General features: G+C 41.3%; 15 protein-coding genes and 1 tRNA gene. 10 read left to right on the top strand and 6 right to left on the bottom strand.

Going from position 1 to position 15808, the window contains the following annotated elements:
* Positions 1–16: 16 nt before the first annotated feature.
* Positions 17–1543, bottom strand: a complete 1527-nt coding sequence (locus tag LEPBI_RS05660) for a TrkH family potassium uptake protein (protein ID WP_012388151.1) — start codon at positions 1541–1543, stop codon at positions 17–19.
* Between the two features lie 126 nt (positions 1544–1669).
* Between LEPBI_RS05660 and fusA the strand changes: the two genes are divergently transcribed.
* From fusA to prmC, 7 genes are all read left to right on the top strand, one after another.
* Complete coding sequence (gene fusA / locus LEPBI_RS05655) at positions 1670–3790, top strand: elongation factor G (protein WP_012388150.1); 2121 nt, start codon at positions 1670–1672, stop codon at positions 3788–3790.
* Between the two features lie 101 nt (positions 3791–3891).
* Positions 3892–4545 carry an LIC_10271 family cell wall hydrolase gene (locus tag LEPBI_RS05650; protein WP_012388149.1) on the top strand — a complete coding sequence of 218 codons (654 nt, stop codon included), beginning with the start codon at positions 3892–3894 and terminating at the stop codon, positions 4543–4545.
* A complete protein-coding gene (locus tag LEPBI_RS05645; RefSeq protein WP_012388148.1) occupies positions 4542–5771 on the top strand; it encodes an amidohydrolase family protein in 1230 nt (409 codons plus the stop codon). Before LEPBI_RS05650 ends, LEPBI_RS05645 begins: the two co-directional genes overlap by 4 nt.
* A gap of 25 nt (positions 5772–5796) precedes the next feature.
* Complete coding sequence (locus LEPBI_RS05640; protein ID WP_012388147.1) at positions 5797–6852, top strand: tetratricopeptide repeat protein; 1056 nt, start codon at positions 5797–5799, stop codon at positions 6850–6852.
* A gap of 8 nt (positions 6853–6860) precedes the next feature.
* Positions 6861–7493 carry a Crp/Fnr family transcriptional regulator gene (locus LEPBI_RS05635; RefSeq protein ID WP_039936944.1) on the top strand — a complete coding sequence of 211 codons (633 nt, stop codon included), beginning with the start codon at positions 6861–6863 and terminating at the stop codon, positions 7491–7493.
* 2 nt (positions 7494–7495) lie between these two features.
* Positions 7496–7568: transfer RNA gene (locus LEPBI_RS05630), tRNA-Arg, on the top strand.
* A 6-nt stretch (positions 7569–7574) separates the two neighbouring features.
* The gene (gene prmC / locus LEPBI_RS05625; protein WP_012388146.1) at positions 7575–8462 is read left to right on the top strand and encodes a peptide chain release factor N(5)-glutamine methyltransferase; all 888 of its coding nucleotides are present in this window, start codon (positions 7575–7577) and stop codon (positions 8460–8462) included.
* Here the strand turns inward: prmC and LEPBI_RS05620 are convergent.
* A complete protein-coding gene (locus LEPBI_RS05620; protein WP_226992892.1) occupies positions 8410–8844 on the bottom strand; it encodes a MarR family winged helix-turn-helix transcriptional regulator in 435 nt (144 codons plus the stop codon). The two genes, prmC and LEPBI_RS05620, sit on opposite strands and share 53 nt — an antisense overlap.
* Positions 8845–9184: 340 nt before the next feature.
* Here LEPBI_RS05620 and LEPBI_RS05615 point away from each other — a divergent pair, with 340 nt between their 5' ends.
* Positions 9185–9856, top strand: a complete 672-nt coding sequence (locus tag LEPBI_RS05615; protein WP_012388144.1) for an alpha/beta fold hydrolase — start codon at positions 9185–9187, stop codon at positions 9854–9856.
* A gap of 163 nt (positions 9857–10019) precedes the next feature.
* On the opposite strand, the gene LEPBI_RS05610 is transcribed toward LEPBI_RS05615, so the two are convergent.
* Entirely contained in the window at positions 10020–11003 is a 984-nt protein-coding gene (locus LEPBI_RS05610; protein ID WP_012388143.1) for a malate dehydrogenase, read from the bottom strand.
* Positions 11004–11032: 29 nt separating this feature from the next.
* Positions 11033–12082: a DsbA family protein gene (locus LEPBI_RS05605; protein WP_012388142.1), complete on the bottom strand. Its 1050-nt coding sequence runs from the start codon at positions 12080–12082 to the stop codon at positions 11033–11035.
* A gap of 163 nt (positions 12083–12245) precedes the next feature.
* Here LEPBI_RS05605 and LEPBI_RS05600 point away from each other — a divergent pair, with 163 nt between their 5' ends.
* Together LEPBI_RS05600 and LEPBI_RS05595 are read left to right on the top strand one after the other, a co-directional pair.
* Complete coding sequence (locus LEPBI_RS05600; RefSeq protein ID WP_012388141.1) at positions 12246–12563, top strand: hypothetical protein; 318 nt, start codon at positions 12246–12248, stop codon at positions 12561–12563.
* 2 nt (positions 12564–12565) lie between these two features.
* Positions 12566–13204, top strand: coding sequence for a hypothetical protein (locus LEPBI_RS05595; protein WP_012388140.1), 639 nt, complete (start codon positions 12566–12568; stop codon positions 13202–13204).
* Positions 13205–13211: 7 nt separating this feature from the next.
* Here the strand turns inward: LEPBI_RS05595 and thrB are convergent, their stop codons facing one another.
* Both thrB and LEPBI_RS05585 read right to left on the bottom strand, forming a co-directional pair.
* A complete protein-coding gene (thrB, locus tag LEPBI_RS05590) occupies positions 13212–14165 on the bottom strand; it encodes a homoserine kinase (RefSeq protein ID WP_012388139.1) in 954 nt (317 codons plus the stop codon).
* Between the two features lie 34 nt (positions 14166–14199).
* Positions 14200–15738: a phytoene desaturase family protein gene (locus tag LEPBI_RS05585; RefSeq protein WP_012388138.1), complete on the bottom strand. Its 1539-nt coding sequence runs from the start codon at positions 15736–15738 to the stop codon at positions 14200–14202.
* Positions 15739–15808 lie beyond the last annotated feature (70 nt).

Here is a 15808-nt window from a genome sequence, read left to right as displayed (position 1 = left end):
GATTTTTGAATTCATTTTAACCCACTTGGATTTTTACGCCATCATCCACGGTTCCCATTTTTGGAACTCCAGAGTGGCCTGTGGCAGCAATGAGAACCGTAAAAATCCCAACCCTACCCACATACATGACAGCCGCATAAAATAATTTTTCGATGTCACCCAATTGCGAGGTAAGATTCAGACTATAACCAACAGTTGAGAAGGATGAGATCAATTCAAAAAATATGACATGAAGAGAATGTTGGTTTTGGTCCAAAATTCCAAGTAAAATGAAAACAAATGCAAGAGAAACTGTTGCTAAAAAATAAACGCGAATGGCGACTGCAACAGAATATTTGGAAACGGTCTCCCCAAATAACATCACAGGCTTCGAAGGTTGGATGACATTTTTCAAATAGGCAAGTAACAAAACGAATGTGGTAATTTTAATACCACCGGCCGTTCCCTGAGGACCACCACCGATAAACATGAGTACGGTGATGATGATCACAGTCGCATCATTCAAATGCCCCAAATCCATCGTGGAGAATCCAGCGGTTCTCGAACAAACCGACATAAAAAAAGCATTGGATATTTTATCCACCAAATCCATTCCGTGAAAGGTATGGGGATTGGATCGTTCCAAAAAATAAATTCCAATAAAACCAAATAATAACAAAGCGGACGATCCGTACACCAAAAGTTTGGATTGGATGCGTGTGGTTTCACCGCGTAAGTGTTTATTGTATTCTTCAATTCGATTTTCTAATATGGCAGAGAATTGTGCAGGTAATAACAAAAACCGAGGGACATTCCCTGTTTTGAGAGCCTTTTCCATCATTAAGGTTTCGGCCACCACTTCAATTCGGTATACAATTCTTACAAAAATGGTCAGAAGGACTTTTTCTAAAAGGATGATGACAGGGAATCCAATCCCTCCAAAAATCACAAGACCTGAAACAATGTAGAGAGAAAATGGATCGAGCCTCAAAGCACTTAAGTCATCGGTGATCGAAAAACCAGCGTTATTGAATGAAGAGATAGCGGTAAAGAGCGAAAAAAACCAACGAGTATTGTTCCCTTCGGCACCTTCTGGCATGTGAAGGTACAATCCAATGGCTCCGAGGATTTCGATAGAGAAGGAAATATTGATAACAGAAAGTAAAATCCGGTTCACTTCATTGGTGGCCAAAGATTCAGTTTCGGTTTGAGTGTCGATGGCCGCACCCACAAAGGCATTGAACCGAGCATTCCTAGAAATCCCTTTCGTGATGAGAAACCCCACAATCACCGTAAAACTGATGATCCCAAGGCCCCCCAGTTGGATGAGAAATAACATAATCCAATGGGTAGATGGATTCAGACCGGAAAGGGGGATGGGAGATAAACCCGTCACACAGATGGAGGAAGCGGATAGATAAAGGCTATCCACATACGACAATTCTCCCCTTTCTGAAATATAAAGGGCAAAGGAACCAAGGAAAATGGCCGCAAAAAAACCCAGGCAGACCAAGCGGGCAAAAGACAAAGTCCTAAAAAATCGTTTGAAACGAACAAGTGGCATATTTCCCTATTCTCTACTTTCTCCAGGATTTTCCCTCTAACCAAAAATCCCAAGTACTTTACAAACGCAGTCCATTTCAGATTTTGGTAGAATCAATTCAACTTTAACCTTATTTTTGAGGAAAATATGACCTCTGCGACGCAAGCAACCAAACGTGATCCAAAATTGGAAAGAATCCGTAACATCGGGATTTCCGCACACATTGACTCTGGGAAAACAACCCTTACAGAACGTATCTTATTTTATACGAACAAAATCCATGCCATCCACGAAGTACGTGGAAAAGACGGTGTGGGTGCTACGATGGATAGTATGGACCTCGAACGAGAAAGAGGGATCACAATCCAATCCGCAGCAACGTATGCGACATGGAAAGACATCACCATCAACATCATTGACACTCCGGGCCACGTTGACTTCACGATCGAAGTAGAACGTTCCCTTCGTGTCCTTGACTCTGCGATTATGGTCCTTTGTGGGGTTGCGGGTGTTCAGTCCCAGTCCATTACAGTTGACCGCCAGATGAAACGTTATAGTGTTCCGCGTGTTGCCTTTATCAACAAACTTGATAGAACAGGTGCGAACCCATGGCGCGTCATCGAACAACTTCGTGAAAAACTCCACCTCAACGCACATGCAGTACAACTTCCCATCGGACTCGAAAACGACCTGAAAGGGATCGTTGACCTTGTGGAGATGAAGGCATATTATTTTGAAGGTCCAAACGGACAAGACATCAAAATCACTGATATCCCAGATGAGTTAAAAGACCAAGCCAACGAAAAACGTGAGGCACTTCTGGATGCAGTTTCCCTTTTCAGTGACGAACTCACAGAAGAGATGTTGGAAGGAACTCCTTCTGAAGCGCGAGTGAAAGAAGCGATCCGTCGTGGAGTACTCGCACTGAAATTTGTTCCTGTATTTATGGGTTCCGCGTTTAAAAACAAAGGGGTACAAAGACTCCTTGATGGCGTTGCAGATTACCTCGCATCTCCATACGATGTGGAAAACAAAGCAAAAGAAATTGGAAACGAAGAAAACGAATTCAATTTGGAATCCGATCCAGAAAAACCACTCGTTTGCCTTGCCTTCAAATTAGAAGACGGGCGATACGGTCAGTTAACTTACGTTCGTGTTTACCAAGGTAGACTCGAAAAAGGGATGACGATCTATAACTCCTCAAACAACAAACGCCATAACATTGGACGTCTGGTTCGTATGCACTCAAACGATATGGAAGATATCGCAAAAGCAGAAGCAGGTGACATTGTTGCTCTATTTGGTATTGATTGTGCCTCTGGGGATACCTTCACTGATGGAAAAGCAAAAGTGACGATGGAGTCTATGTTTGTTCCAAACCCGGTGATTTCACTTACCATCGAATGTAAAGAATCCAAACAACTTCCAAACCTTGCGAAAGCTCTCAACCGATTCACAAAGGAAGACCCAACTTTCCAAACAGAAATCGACAAAGAGTCGGGACAAACCATCATCAAAGGGATGGGAGAACTCCACCTCGAAGTGTACATCGAACGTATGAAACGGGAATACGGAGTGGATTTAGTCACAGGAGCTCCGCAAGTTGCTTACCGTGAAACCATCACTAAGGCTGCCGATTTCGACTACACACACAAAAAACAAACGGGTGGTCAAGGTCAGTTCTCTCGAGTGGCAGGTTTTATCGAACCAATCCCCCAAGAAGAAGGAAAAGACTACGAATTCGTGGATAAAATTGTGGGTGGATCCATCCCTCGCGAATACATCGGTTCTTGCGATAAGGGTTTTCGCTCTTGTTTAGAGAGAGGATCTCTCATTGGATTCCCTATCATTGGAGTTCGTTGTGTGATCAATGACGGTGCTTACCATGATGTGGATTCATCGGATATGGCCTTCCAAATTGGTGCTCGTTACGGATTCCGCCAAGGATTCTCGAAAGCAGCTCCGATCATTCTTGAGCCAATCATGAGAGTGGAAGTGGAAGGACCGACAGAATTCCAAGGAGCCATCCTTGCCTCTGTGAACCAAAGACGTGGTATGATCTTAAACACGACAGAAGAGAACGGTTATGCGAAAATTGAAGCAGAAGTTCCTCTTGCTGATATGTTTGGGTATTCGACTGTATTACGTTCGTCGACACAAGGAAAGGCTGAGTTTGCGATGGAATTCTCCAAGTATGCTCCTGTTCCAAGAAACGTAGCAGACGAGCTCATGAAAAAATACAAAGTCAATAACAAAGACGAAGAATAAATCTTCGTTTTTACAACCAATTGATTTTGGAAAAGGCGGGTCCTCCCGCCTTTTTTATTGCCCTCTCCCTTTTTCCTGTCGATACTTCCCTTAGGGATTTTATGCGAAAACAGAGCATTTTACTTTCTTTGGGATTGGTTTTCCTTTTTTCTTCGATCATCGCCAAACAAAATCCCAAACCATCTCCTAAGAATGGAATTGGTTCTACCTACCGTGTGACAAAAGGGGATTCCTGGTATGGAATTGCACGTAAATTGAAGGTTTCTCCGGAAACCTTGGCAAAGTTAAACGGTCGCACCATCCAAGAAAATTTATACGAAAATGAAAAATTACGAATCCCGAAAGACAATGAAATCAAATCCATTTCGTCGGATCCAAAGATAAAAGAAAAAATTTCCTACCCTCTTGTGCAGAAAGAAAAAATCCAAAAGAAGTTTTCCGAACTCACATACGACCCATACAAAGGAATCCAATTCCAACGAGGTACCTCTTCCCTCGTTCGTGCCAGTTTCTCTGGTAAAGTGGTCCATGTGGATTATATGGATGGTTATGAAAACTTTGTGATTTTAGAACATGAGAATGGACTGTATTCGGTGTATGGAAATTTGGAAAGGATCCAAGTCACAGAGGGACAAGAAGTGAAAGCAAAAGATCGATTGGGAATCCTATCGAAAGACAAGGGACTTTATTTTCAAATCAACCAAAACAAAGCCAATCTCAATCCAGAATTGGTTTTACAAAGGGGCTATGAATGACCCGTCCCATCTTACTACAATCCGCGTCCATGTACCAAAATGGAAAAATGGAAACCAAGGACATCGTTTTTACAGGGGAAACTATCACAAAGATAGAAGACTCCATTCCCTCGAACAATGTTATGTTTTCCATTTCCTTAAAAGGGAAAAAACTCTACCCTGGTTTCATCAATTCCCATGACCATCTCCTTGCCAGTTACCTGCCAAAAGTGGGTGGAACAGAAAAACACCTATCATGGTTGTCCTATGATAATTTATACAAAAGTTCAGGTGTGTTTGCAGAACGCCAACAAATTGATCCTGAAATACTCTATTACCTTGGTGCCTATAAAAACTTATTTGCAGGTGTGACATCTGTCTTTGATCACATCCCTCATTTTGTCCAAAATCCTTTTCGCGGGATTTTACCAGTGAAGTTGATTTCGGATTATACCTTAGCCCATTCCGTTGGGAACTATAGTTTGGATTGGGGAGAAGGTCCAGCGCTCGAATACCGAATGGCAGAACATGCAAACCTTCCCTTTGTCACACATTTGGCAGAAGGTTTGGATGATGATTCCAAACAATCCCTTCGTTACTTAGAGAAGATGGATGCACTCGGCGCCCATTCTGTCCTTGTCCATTGTTTGCCCTTTGGACCAAAAGAAGCAGATAAAATTGCAGAAAAAGGGGCCTCCGTGGTATGGTGCCCTACTTCCAACCTACATATCTTTGGAAAAACAACCAATATCAAACTGTTTTTGGAAAGAGGAGTTAACGTCTGTTTGGGGACAGAGTCCTCCCCGAGTGGATCCAACCATTTCTTAGAAGAAATAAAGACAGCCAAATCCATTTACTTTGGATTGTATGGTGAAGAACTCTCAGATTCAGACTTATTCAAAATGATCACAGAAAATCCAAGGAAAGCCTTTCGAATGGGAAATCCAAATGCCCTCATGCCTGGACTCAAGTGTGACTTTGTTGTTGTGAATGATGAGAAAAAAAGCACTGAACTCAATGTCTCTGATTTGCATTGGAAACATATTGATTTGGTCGTGATTGATGGTTATCCGATTTATGGATCTTCGGAATTTTTGTCACTCTTCCAAGAGTTTGGATTGAGTACAGAAGAATTTGTCATTGATGGGAAAAACAAGTTGGTTGCGGGTTCACCAAAAAAACTCATGAAACAAGTTTCTGAGAGTGTTGGTTACAAAAAGAGTTTGGCTTTTTTACCTAATTTTTGAAAATGAAGTGCAAGCGAGGCATGAGTTGACAGGTCCGATAATTCGTAATTACAAAGGTGGTTCCATCGTCTACTTTGAGAAAGACAAAGCAGAAGATATCTTTGTACTACAAAAAGGCCGAGTTGTACTAACTTACACGAATATCAATGGTGTGGAACTCAAAGAAGATGTGAAACTTGGTGAGTTTTTTGGTGTGAAGAGTGCCATAGGGCGTTATCCTAGAGAAGAAACAGCACAAGTCATTGGAGCAGCGACTGTCCTTGTCTTCAAAGTCCCTGAATTTGAAAAATTTGTCTCCGACAAAACCCATCTCATCATCAAAATGCTCAAAGTCTTTTCAAGCCAACTACGGCAAGTCCATAGACAGGTTAGGGAAATCCTCGGACAAGGGGAAGCCAAGAACCCTGCATTTGAACTCATGAATGTCGCAGAAGTTTTTTATAAAAATGGTAACTTTGATCATGCGGCTTATGCATTTGAAAAATACATCCAACATTATCCGGACGGAATGTACTTGGATCGTGCCAAACAACTTCTAGACCTTGCACGTAAAAAAACTCCATTTCCTCTCACCATACAAGAGTTAGTTTATAAACCGGAACCAGGATCCCAAACAGGGAAACTCCAAGAGATGTTGAAGACGATGGCAGTGCAAGCGCCGAATGCAACGTCGAACGTCGATCCAAATTCTATCCTTTCCCAATACGATAAGGCATCGACATTTATGAATGCGGGAAAGTATGCGGATGCCATCGATCTATTCAAAAAGGTTTCGGATCGGACAGATTCCGTGACCCAAGAAGAAGAACAATTTGTCGAAAATTCCCTTTTTTACATGGGTAAATCGAGTTTCAAAGCGAAAGATTACCCAAGTGCCATTTCTCATTTTTCCAATTTTATCAAACGATACCCAAAAGGACTTTTGCTGAAAGAAAACCTTTACCATTTGGCTCTCGCAACAGAAGCCTCCGGCGATAAAGAAAAATCCAAACAACTCTTTCAAAAGGTAACACAGATGCCTCCAATGGATGATAGTATCTCAGAAGATGCGAAATCCAAACTCAAAGGAGGGAGATCGTGAACGACCAAATGTTGGAAGCCATGTTTGGAAAATTTGGAAAGGTATTCCAACCAAACGAAGTTTTGTTTTGCGAATACGAACCTGGGAACGATTTTTACCTCATCAAAGAAGGAAAAGTCAAAATCACAAAAACCATCGGGACAAGCATCAAAACCTTAGATGTATTGGAATCAGGGGATATTTTGGGTGAAATGGCAATCTTAGAAGAACAACCGAGATCCGCCACTGCCATTGCCGTAACAGAGGTCAAAGCACTGAATTTCAATCGCGCCAATTTTGAGATGCTCATGACCAAAAACCCTGCCCTTGCGATGAAATTACTCCATATTTTTTCGTTTCGGATTTATGACCAAAAAAGGCGCCTCATGATCCTTCTTATGGATGATATCATCGGGAAGGTCTGCGACGTCTTTGTGATGTTATACGAAAAGCAGTATAATAATGATGTGTATAATGAAATCATCCTTTCCGCGACTGTGGATGACATTGCCAATTGGTGTGCACAACCCGTAGGCGAAGTCCAAAAAGTCCTCATGCAATATGTAAAAACTGGGAAACTGGACCTCTATCCAGATAAAATTGTTATTCACAATATCTCTGATTTCCAAAGGATAGTGAATCAGAAACGTAAACCTACGTAAACGCTCCCATAGCTCAGGTGGATAGAGCACTAGTTTCCTAAACTGGGGACACAGGTTCGAATCCTGTTGGGGGCAAAAAATATGGCGGAACAACCAGGAACCCTACTTTATTATCTCAAACGATCCACAGAATTTCTCGAAAAAAAAGAAATTCCAAACCCTCGCGTCGACGCGGAATGGATCCTTTCTGACCTCCTCAATCTCCCTCGGATCAAACTCTATTCTCAATTTGAGATGCCACTCTCACAAAAAGAAATTGATCTGTATAGAGAACGCATTGTCGAACGAAGCAAACGTAAACCCGTAGCCTATATAACAGGCAAAAAAGGATTCCATCAATTTGAATACCTGGTATCGGAAGATGTCCTCATCCCAAGACCTGAAACCGAAGAACTCGTGGATTTTCTTTTCAAACAAAAAGAAACCCTAAGAACCGAATTTCCTGATGGGTTTCAAATCTGGGACTTATGTTCGGGAAGTGGATGTATCGGTCTTAGTCTTTCCCAACTTCTAGAACCCAAGGCGGTGGTATTATCTGATATTTCGGAAGAAGCGATCCAACAAAGCAAAGCCAATGCCGAAAAATACCAACTCACTGGCATTCAATTTTATGTTTCCAATTTAGATGAATCCCTTCCCAATCACTTACGTTTTGATATCATTGTTTCGAATCCTCCCTATATCCCTGATTCTGAAAAAAAGGACATTATGCCAGATGTGTTGGATTACGAACCTCACCTCGCTCTATTTGTCAGTGATATCATCGAATTCCATCGTGCCCTATTTTTATCCGCCAAACAAAGATTAAAACCTGGTGGTTGGTTTTTAATGGAAACGCATCCAAACTACATCCATGAGTTAGAATCATTGGCTATTTCCTTGGGATTTGTTTCGGAACGTCGGATCCTCGACAGTTCTAATAAGGAACGTTTTTTGTTTCTGAAAACTGAAGCGAAGATTGGATCTTAAATAGAATCATATACAGTTCTTTTTCATTTTCTTCACTTAAATTCTTTTTGAAAATTTGGTCCGCATCTCGCACGACTGGTAAGCCTTTTTCCCAAATCAACTTTCCTTTCCCAGTCAGTACCAAACCAAATACCCGTTTGTCTTCCCTTGTTTGGATCCGTTTCACCCAACCTTTTTTCACCCATCCATCCACCATTCTGGAAATCGTAGTTTTATCCTTTGCCAACCGTTCACTCAGTTGTTTTTGATTGAGTCCTTCTTCCTTTGTGATCGGTAGGATTTGGATCCATTCCTCAAATTTCATCCCTACTTTCTTTAGTTCAAATTCATAGGAAAGATACCGTCTCATTTGCAGTAATGTATCGCTAAGGTGGATGCCCAAAAAAGAAAAGGTTTCGATCATCATTCAATGATAGAGAACCATTCAATTTTTGACAAGTTTTTTAGTTGCAATATACAACCATATTGTTGCATATTGCAACTATCTGGTTTTTGGTCTGACCAAAGACAGATCTAAGAATATAACACCGAGGGAATGGTATGGAATGGAAATACAAAACAATCGAGAAGGATGGATTTTCTTTTCTTGTCGCAACAAATGAGTCAAATGGTCCCCATTTATTTTGGTTGGGAAGTGCAGTTTATTACCCAAGGGTGATCCCCGATACTTTGGCAGAAGCATTCAAAATCACCATCGTTGACCACAGGGGTTTGCCAAACGATTGGATGAAGCGGAAGAAACCGAATCTCTTTACCATTTTGATTCAGTGCTCTCTGATTTTTCTTCGTTCCAAAACCAATTACAAATCCCTCCCTGCCCCGTCATTGGTCACTCCGGACATGGGTATATGGCTCTTGCGTATGCCAAACAATTCCCAACCCAAGTGACGGAAGTGATGATGGTGGCTACGGGTCCAAACCATGGAGCTCCCTTACAAGAAAGAGAGACATACTTTGAACGTTTGGCAAATTTTGACCGCAAAGAAAAACACAAAAAACTGCAAACGAATTTTCAATCCCTAATCCAATCCCATCCAGAGGGACTTCAGGACTTTTTCAATTTGTACTGTGTGAGCCAAGATGCATTGGGGTTTTATGATCTCTCGGTTGATTCTACGCGCTTTTGGGAGGGTGTGAAGACAAATAAACTGGCCTTTGATCATTTGTTTGGCAAACTGTTTGTGGAAATCAATGTGGAAGACTACCTTACAACCATCCATCTGCCGATCAAACTCATTCTCGGAAAGTATGATTTCCAGGTAGCTCCCTATTATACTTGGGATAAAATCATCGATCGATTTCCAAAAGTGAAACGTACGGTGATTGATTTCTGCGGGCATTTGCCATTTTTCGAAAATCCAAAACGTTTTATCGAAGCCATGGAGATGGAATGATGGAAAAATCTTTTTCGTAAATTGAAAATGGATGAGAGTCTACAAAAGTTTTTTTGTAGTACTTATAAAAAAACCCACTGGAACAAAGAGTGCCAAGTGGGTTTTGTTTTAGGAAACAAATTCCCTATAAAAAAATTCTATAGGAAAGATAGGTTTTTTTCTCTTAACCTAACATATCTTTTACTTCGTTTCTTTCTTCTTTTAACTCATTGTGAGTGATGTCAAATTTTTCCTTACCAAAGGCATTGATTTCAAGACCAGTTACGATCTCTACTTTTTTTCCATCGGACTTCAAAGGGTATCCAAAGATTAGGCCTTTGTCCACACCGTATTCACCATTAGAGTGGCAAGCAGCACTGAACCAGTCGCCAGGTTTTGTTGGAGTGACAATGTTATGCACCGTGTCTACCACTGCATTGGCAGCAGACGCCGCAGAAGAAGCACCTCTTGCAGCAATGATGGCCGCACCACGTTTTTGTACGGTAGAGATGAAATCTCCTTTTAGCCAATCGTGGTCACTGATCACGTCAGTTGCCGGTTTTCCATTCACTTTTGCATTAAAAAAGTCAGGGTATTGGGTGGCAGAGTGGTTCCCCCAAATCGCAACGTTGGATACGTCTTTTACGAGAACACCAGCTTTCTGTGCCAATTGTGTTTTTGCACGGTTTTCATCAAGACCAGTCATCGCAAACCATCTGTCAGACGGAACACCTTTTGCATTGTTCATAGCAATGAGTGCGTTTGTGTTACAAGGGTTTCCAACTACGAGAACTCTTACATCACTTGCAGCATTTTTTTCGATCGCTTTCCCTTGGGTTGTAAAAATACCACCATTGATTTTAAGAAGGTCCCCACGTTCCATACCGGCTTTCCTTGGAACGGATCCCACGAGGAGTGCCCAGTTGATGTCTCGGAATGCTTCATCAATATTAGATGATACGGATACTTTTTCAAGTAAAGGAAATGCACAGTCATCCAATTCCATGATGACACCTTTTGCCGCAGGGATTGCTTGTTCTAGTTCCAATAACTGGAGTTCTACGGCCGTGTCAGGTCCGAACATTTGTCCTGAAGCGATACGAAATAAAAGTGCATATCCGATTTGTCCGGCTGCACCTGTTACAGCAACTTTCACTTTTTTGCTCATATAATTTTTCCTTTTTGGTTTATAATCCTTTATTGTTTCAGTTCTTTTTGGATGATCTCATCGAAGTTTTCAAATGGTAAGGCACCTGATACAAAGATCCCATTGATAAAAAATGCAGGTGTACCACTCACTCCGACCTTTTGACCATCTTGGATATCGGCTTCGATTTCGCTCTTTAATTTCGATTGGTCTTTCATACAAGATTGGTATTTCTCTTTAGAAAGTCCTGTTTTGAGAACAAATTCATCCACTTTGGATTTACTTAGGTTTCCACTGTTCTCAAATAAAACATTGAACACATCCCAATACTTACCTTCTTCAATAGAACAATTGGCAGCCATATGTGCATACATCGCATCTTGGTGGAAAGGTAGTGGAAAGTCACGGAAAACCCAACGGATTTGGCCTTTGTATTTTTCTCGGAGTTGGTTATTTACATCTTGGCTTCGTTTGCAGAAAGGGCACTCGAAATCAGAAAATTCAATCACAGTGACTTTGGCATCTTTTGGTCCAATGCTTGGGTTATTTTTTTCATCAACAGTGACTCGAATCGCTTCTGGTTCTTTGATCAAAAAATCAACAGGGTATTTGGTGATGATTTCACGGTATTTGTTTCGGCTATGTTCTTGTTCCTGTTGGTTTTTTAAAAATCCCACAATTTTTTCTCTTGTTTCAGCGAGAGACTTCCCACCTAACTGAGCTTTGTTTGACATATAAACATTGATAATATCTTCTTCCGAAGGTTCTCTTAAAATCAATCCTTCGTTCAATACTTCTGAAGGTTTGATATTTCTGTCTTTGGCAACAAGTTCGAATAATTTGTCTTGGGCAAATTCACCAAATGTATTTTTGAGAAGGGATTTGTACTCAGATTGGAATTTAGAATAGGCAATCGGAGAGGAGTTCTTCACATCACTGAGGTCATATTTTTTACCTCCGATGCTTACGGCATCCTGGGTGATGTATTCTTTCACAAAGGAAGGAACACTGACAAAAAAAAGCAGAGCGAAGACCAAATTGGTGCCTATGAAGATTTTAGAGATGGGCTGGGCCATCCACGATTTAAAATTATTTTCCATCTCTGCCAGCTTCCCGCCCATAAAGCGGGCAATCAAACCGAAAAATCCTAAAAAAATCTTCTATTTTCGCTAAAGCTAAGGATCAAAAGACCGAAAATCTGAGGGAGGGAAAAGGAAAGTTTTTTCTTCAAATGTCGATCCTGAACACGGAGGTTTGGGAACTATGAATACAATTAATATCCAAGGGAATCCCAGCCAATCCATTCCCCCTACCATCCCCACGCAAACGGGAAAACAGTCGGAGGAAGGAAAGGAATCTTTCCCTAAAAAAACAAACAAAGTTGTGGTACAATCTACCTCGGAAACAAAAACGGAACCAAAAGTGAAACCTGAGGATTTGGTCTTAAAACCAACACCTGCTTCACTCGAAGAAAAATTAAATCAAATCATTTCTCCAGAAGAAGTGAAGGATTTACTTTCTCTTGTGACAAGGACTCCCCTTTCGGATTCAGAAAACCATAAGGTTGATACAAAAAGGTAAGTTTGTTTTTAAGCATTGCCATCCTAGATAGCTTTGTCCTAGTTCTTAGCGGAGTGTTAACCATCTCTGTCTTGGGACTAGGATTTGTTGTGTACAACCAATTCATCCATCCCATTTTTTTGCGTAAGGAATCGGATCGTTATATCCCAGTCCAAACCGGTGATAAATATGATTTGGTGGTGGATGAACTCTCTCGATTTGCAAGTTTTAATATAGGTTGTAAAACAGGGCATCTTGCCACACGATGTAATGCCATTACAGAGGACCATTTGATCTTCCAGTTCAAAAAAAGTAGAGATAGCGAAGATTATACGATCACCGTTTTGAAGAATGGTCCCAGTTTCTATAAACCTCCTCGAATGGAACATTACGGGAAAATGGAATCAAAAGAAACCTTTGATTCTTATGAAATCATTGGGCATCCTGCAGAATTTCGAATCTCTGATAAAATCGCAAAAGATCGTATGGTGAACTACATTGAAATCTCCCTCACCTCATCTTTTTACTTCAATCGCTCCGGTAAGGAAAGGATGAAGTTTACCTTTGAAGTGGGAAAAATCCAACCGGGGATCAACCGAAAAGTAAGGTTTCGCGGTGATGTGTATGGATTTGGAAAAGAGGAAGGAGCCGAAGAAGACTAAACCAAAATCATTTGATTTGGATGCGTACGCCGACCCCATCGGGTTTGACACGACGAAAGGAAAAACGAATCCCTGCATCTCCCATAATCTTTGTTACCGTATCCTCCAATTCTTTGAGTTTGGAATTTAAAGACTTTCGTTCTAAAAATATCAGTAAACTCGGACCGGAACCTGATAAACAATACCCAATTCCATCTTGTTTTAACGTATCAGCCAATGGAAAAAGTGGAGAAGTATTCGGAATTCGGTAAGGTGTGTGCATTTTATCTTCGAGACCTACAAGTAAGTCACCAAACCTACGTTTGTCTAAAAAATGCATCCAAGCCCCAATCCTAGATAAATTAAAAATGACATCGGAGGTCACATACTGTTTAGGAAGTGATTTTCTCGATTCTTCTGTTGAAACAAAAAATTCAGGAGTGAGGACAAAAATTGCCACGGAAGATGGAAATTTTTTCCGAAAGTATCTGAGTTTTTCACCAAACGTAGAATAGGCGAAAACAAACCCTCCCAGATAGGCAGGTAAGGTATTGTCTGGGTGTCCTTCAAACTCTGCTAAAAATTGAGTGAACATCGCTTCTGTTGGAACAGAGGTCCCATCCATCCGTTTGTGAACTTCCTTTGCCAAAGAAAGCCCAGCGACAATTGCAGAAGCACTCGAACCAAGCCCGCCTTTTAAGGGTAAGGCAAGTGTCATTTTACAATGATAAGGTGGAGGAGAGAGTTTTGGAGCAAATTTAGAAAAATATGACAAATACGATTGTTCTACCAAATCTTCCTTTTTGGTAAAAGGTAATGATTTTCCATTTTTTAATTCGGTTTTTGTTTCCGTGATTTCTTTGGAAAACTGGAACTCGAATTCATTATGTATGTCAAGGGCAAGGCCCATGAGGTCAAATCCAGGGCCCAAATTGGCAGAAGTCCCTGGGACTTTGATATGAATCTTTGGTAAGCGAACCATCGTTTCGCCCAGGCTCTACGATTCGGCTTCAAAATCAACCTCTCTTTCTTCCGTAGAATTGTTCCACAGCATTGAGCCCACCAAGTACCACAGCAGGGATCCCTTGTCCTGGGTAAACCGTATCTCCTGTTAACAAAAGACTTGGGTCCTCCGAACGATTGGAAACCATCCGAAAGGGATTAAAAAAATAAGAGGAAGGAATCCCTCCGACTCTACCAAATTTTCGCCCTGTCCAAGTTTGCCATGTAACAGGCGTTGCAGAGTGAGAAAATAAAATTTTTTCCCTTTGGAACCAATCAAACTCTTTTTCCAAAACCGATATGAGGATGGATTCGATTTCTTTTTTCTTGGCTGGATAGTCTTTATCTCGTTTCCATACTTCTGGGTCTTTTATGTGGGTAGAAAGAGAGAGGGTATAACTTCCGTCCTTTGTGCGAACGGTATCTTTGGGATGTGAGATGGATACAAAGACTGACTTTCCTCCACCATAGGGTAAATCCTCTGGCAAATGGATTTGGTGGTGGAGGCATTCAGATGCAAGCAACTCGTATTCTGTGCCTACCAGAACGACAATCCCCATGGTAAAAGCACCCCAGATTCCCTTTTCCATCGCGCCCACTTTCTGTTTCAATCGAGGGAGGTCTACGGCAAGTTCGGTCAAATTCCATACAGGAAGGTTCGAGACAAGGATGGGGGCTCGGAAAACATTGTTTTCTCTATTTTTAGTAACCACTTCCCAAACTGTGTTGGTTTCGATCGATCCTGGACTTCCATTTTTTGGAACTGTTAATTTTCTGACCTTGACCACTTCCTGTTTATAAAGGATCTCTCCTTTTTTTTCAGACAAACTCCGAAGAATGGTATTTGCCAGTTCGACCATACCCCCTGGCACAATATAGTTTTGTAAATTCGGATAGGTAAGACCAGCGGCGGCCATACCAAATGGGGCATCCACTGCAGTGGTTTGGTTTGTGATGAGAAGTTGTTCGTCTAAAAAGGAATTCCAATCTTTGTTTTGATGCAAAAATAAAATTTTTTGGACAAATCGTATGGAAACAAAGGAAAACAAAAAGACGATGAGATCAAGTGGGCGGAAGACAAATATTGTTTTTCTAATATCCCCAAAAGTCCGAAACGGAAACCATTTGTAGCGTGCTGACAAATTCCAAAGCCTATCAGATACAAAAAAACAAAGTTTCCAAAAGAATTTCATGCGCAGTCCACCGCCGAACACACGTAAGGATTCACTGATCCATAACGTTCGGTCTTGAAACCTTTCAATTCGGGATCCGTTCAGATGGACGACCATCGACCGTTCTAAGGGTATGATGGGGAACTTTACACCAAGTTCTTTCGAAAATCTGTCCAAAGGCAATCCTCGTTCAAAACCAACGAGAGTTGTGGCACCGGATTCAAACAGATATCCATTTTTCCAAAAACTTGAGGCACAACCGCCAGGTGAGATACTTTTTTCGAGAACCAAAACCCGTTTGCCCTTTGTAGCAAAGGCCAAGGCAGCACTGAGCCCCCCAAGGCCTGAGCCAAGGACAATCACATCCCATTCTGTTTCCATCTATCCAGTAGACTGGATGTGAAAATCGAATGGGAAAAAGATTTTATGTCCAAATGATTTTTGTGATTTG

The sequence above is a fragment of the Leptospira biflexa serovar Patoc strain 'Patoc 1 (Paris)' genome, assembly GCF_000017685.1.
GTDB classification, from domain to species: domain Bacteria; phylum Spirochaetota; class Leptospiria; order Leptospirales; family Leptospiraceae; genus Leptospira_A; species Leptospira_A biflexa.
This window is presented reverse-complemented; position numbering and strand designations above follow the sequence as displayed.

What these genes read in the sequence shown, in the direction of transcription:
- LEPBI_RS05585 (WP_012388138.1), bottom strand. Translation starts at nt 15,738, where the DNA reads ATGGAAACAGAATGGGATGTGATTGTCCTTGGCTCAGGCCTTGGGGGG.
- thrB (WP_012388139.1), bottom strand. Translation starts at nt 14,165, where the DNA reads ATGGTTCGCTTACCAAAGATTCATATCAAAGTCCCAGGGACTTCTGCC.
- LEPBI_RS05605 (WP_012388142.1), bottom strand. Translation starts at nt 12,082, where the DNA reads ATGGAAAATAATTTTAAATCGTGGATGGCCCAGCCCATCTCTAAAATC.
- LEPBI_RS05600 (WP_012388141.1), top strand. Translation starts at nt 12,246, where the DNA reads ATGAATACAATTAATATCCAAGGGAATCCCAGCCAATCCATTCCCCCT.
- fusA (WP_012388150.1), top strand. Translation starts at nt 1,670, where the DNA reads ATGACCTCTGCGACGCAAGCAACCAAACGTGATCCAAAATTGGAAAGA.
- LEPBI_RS05635 (WP_039936944.1), top strand. Translation starts at nt 6,861, where the DNA reads ATGTTGGAAGCCATGTTTGGAAAATTTGGAAAGGTATTCCAACCAAAC.
- LEPBI_RS05660 (WP_012388151.1), bottom strand. Translation starts at nt 1,543, where the DNA reads ATGCCACTTGTTCGTTTCAAACGATTTTTTAGGACTTTGTCTTTTGCC.
- prmC (WP_012388146.1), top strand. Translation starts at nt 7,575, where the DNA reads ATGGCGGAACAACCAGGAACCCTACTTTATTATCTCAAACGATCCACA.
- LEPBI_RS05610 (WP_012388143.1), bottom strand. Translation starts at nt 11,003, where the DNA reads ATGAGCAAAAAAGTGAAAGTTGCTGTAACAGGTGCAGCCGGACAAATC.
- LEPBI_RS05645 (WP_012388148.1), top strand. Translation starts at nt 4,542, where the DNA reads ATGACCCGTCCCATCTTACTACAATCCGCGTCCATGTACCAAAATGGA.
- LEPBI_RS05650 (WP_012388149.1), top strand. Translation starts at nt 3,892, where the DNA reads ATGCGAAAACAGAGCATTTTACTTTCTTTGGGATTGGTTTTCCTTTTT.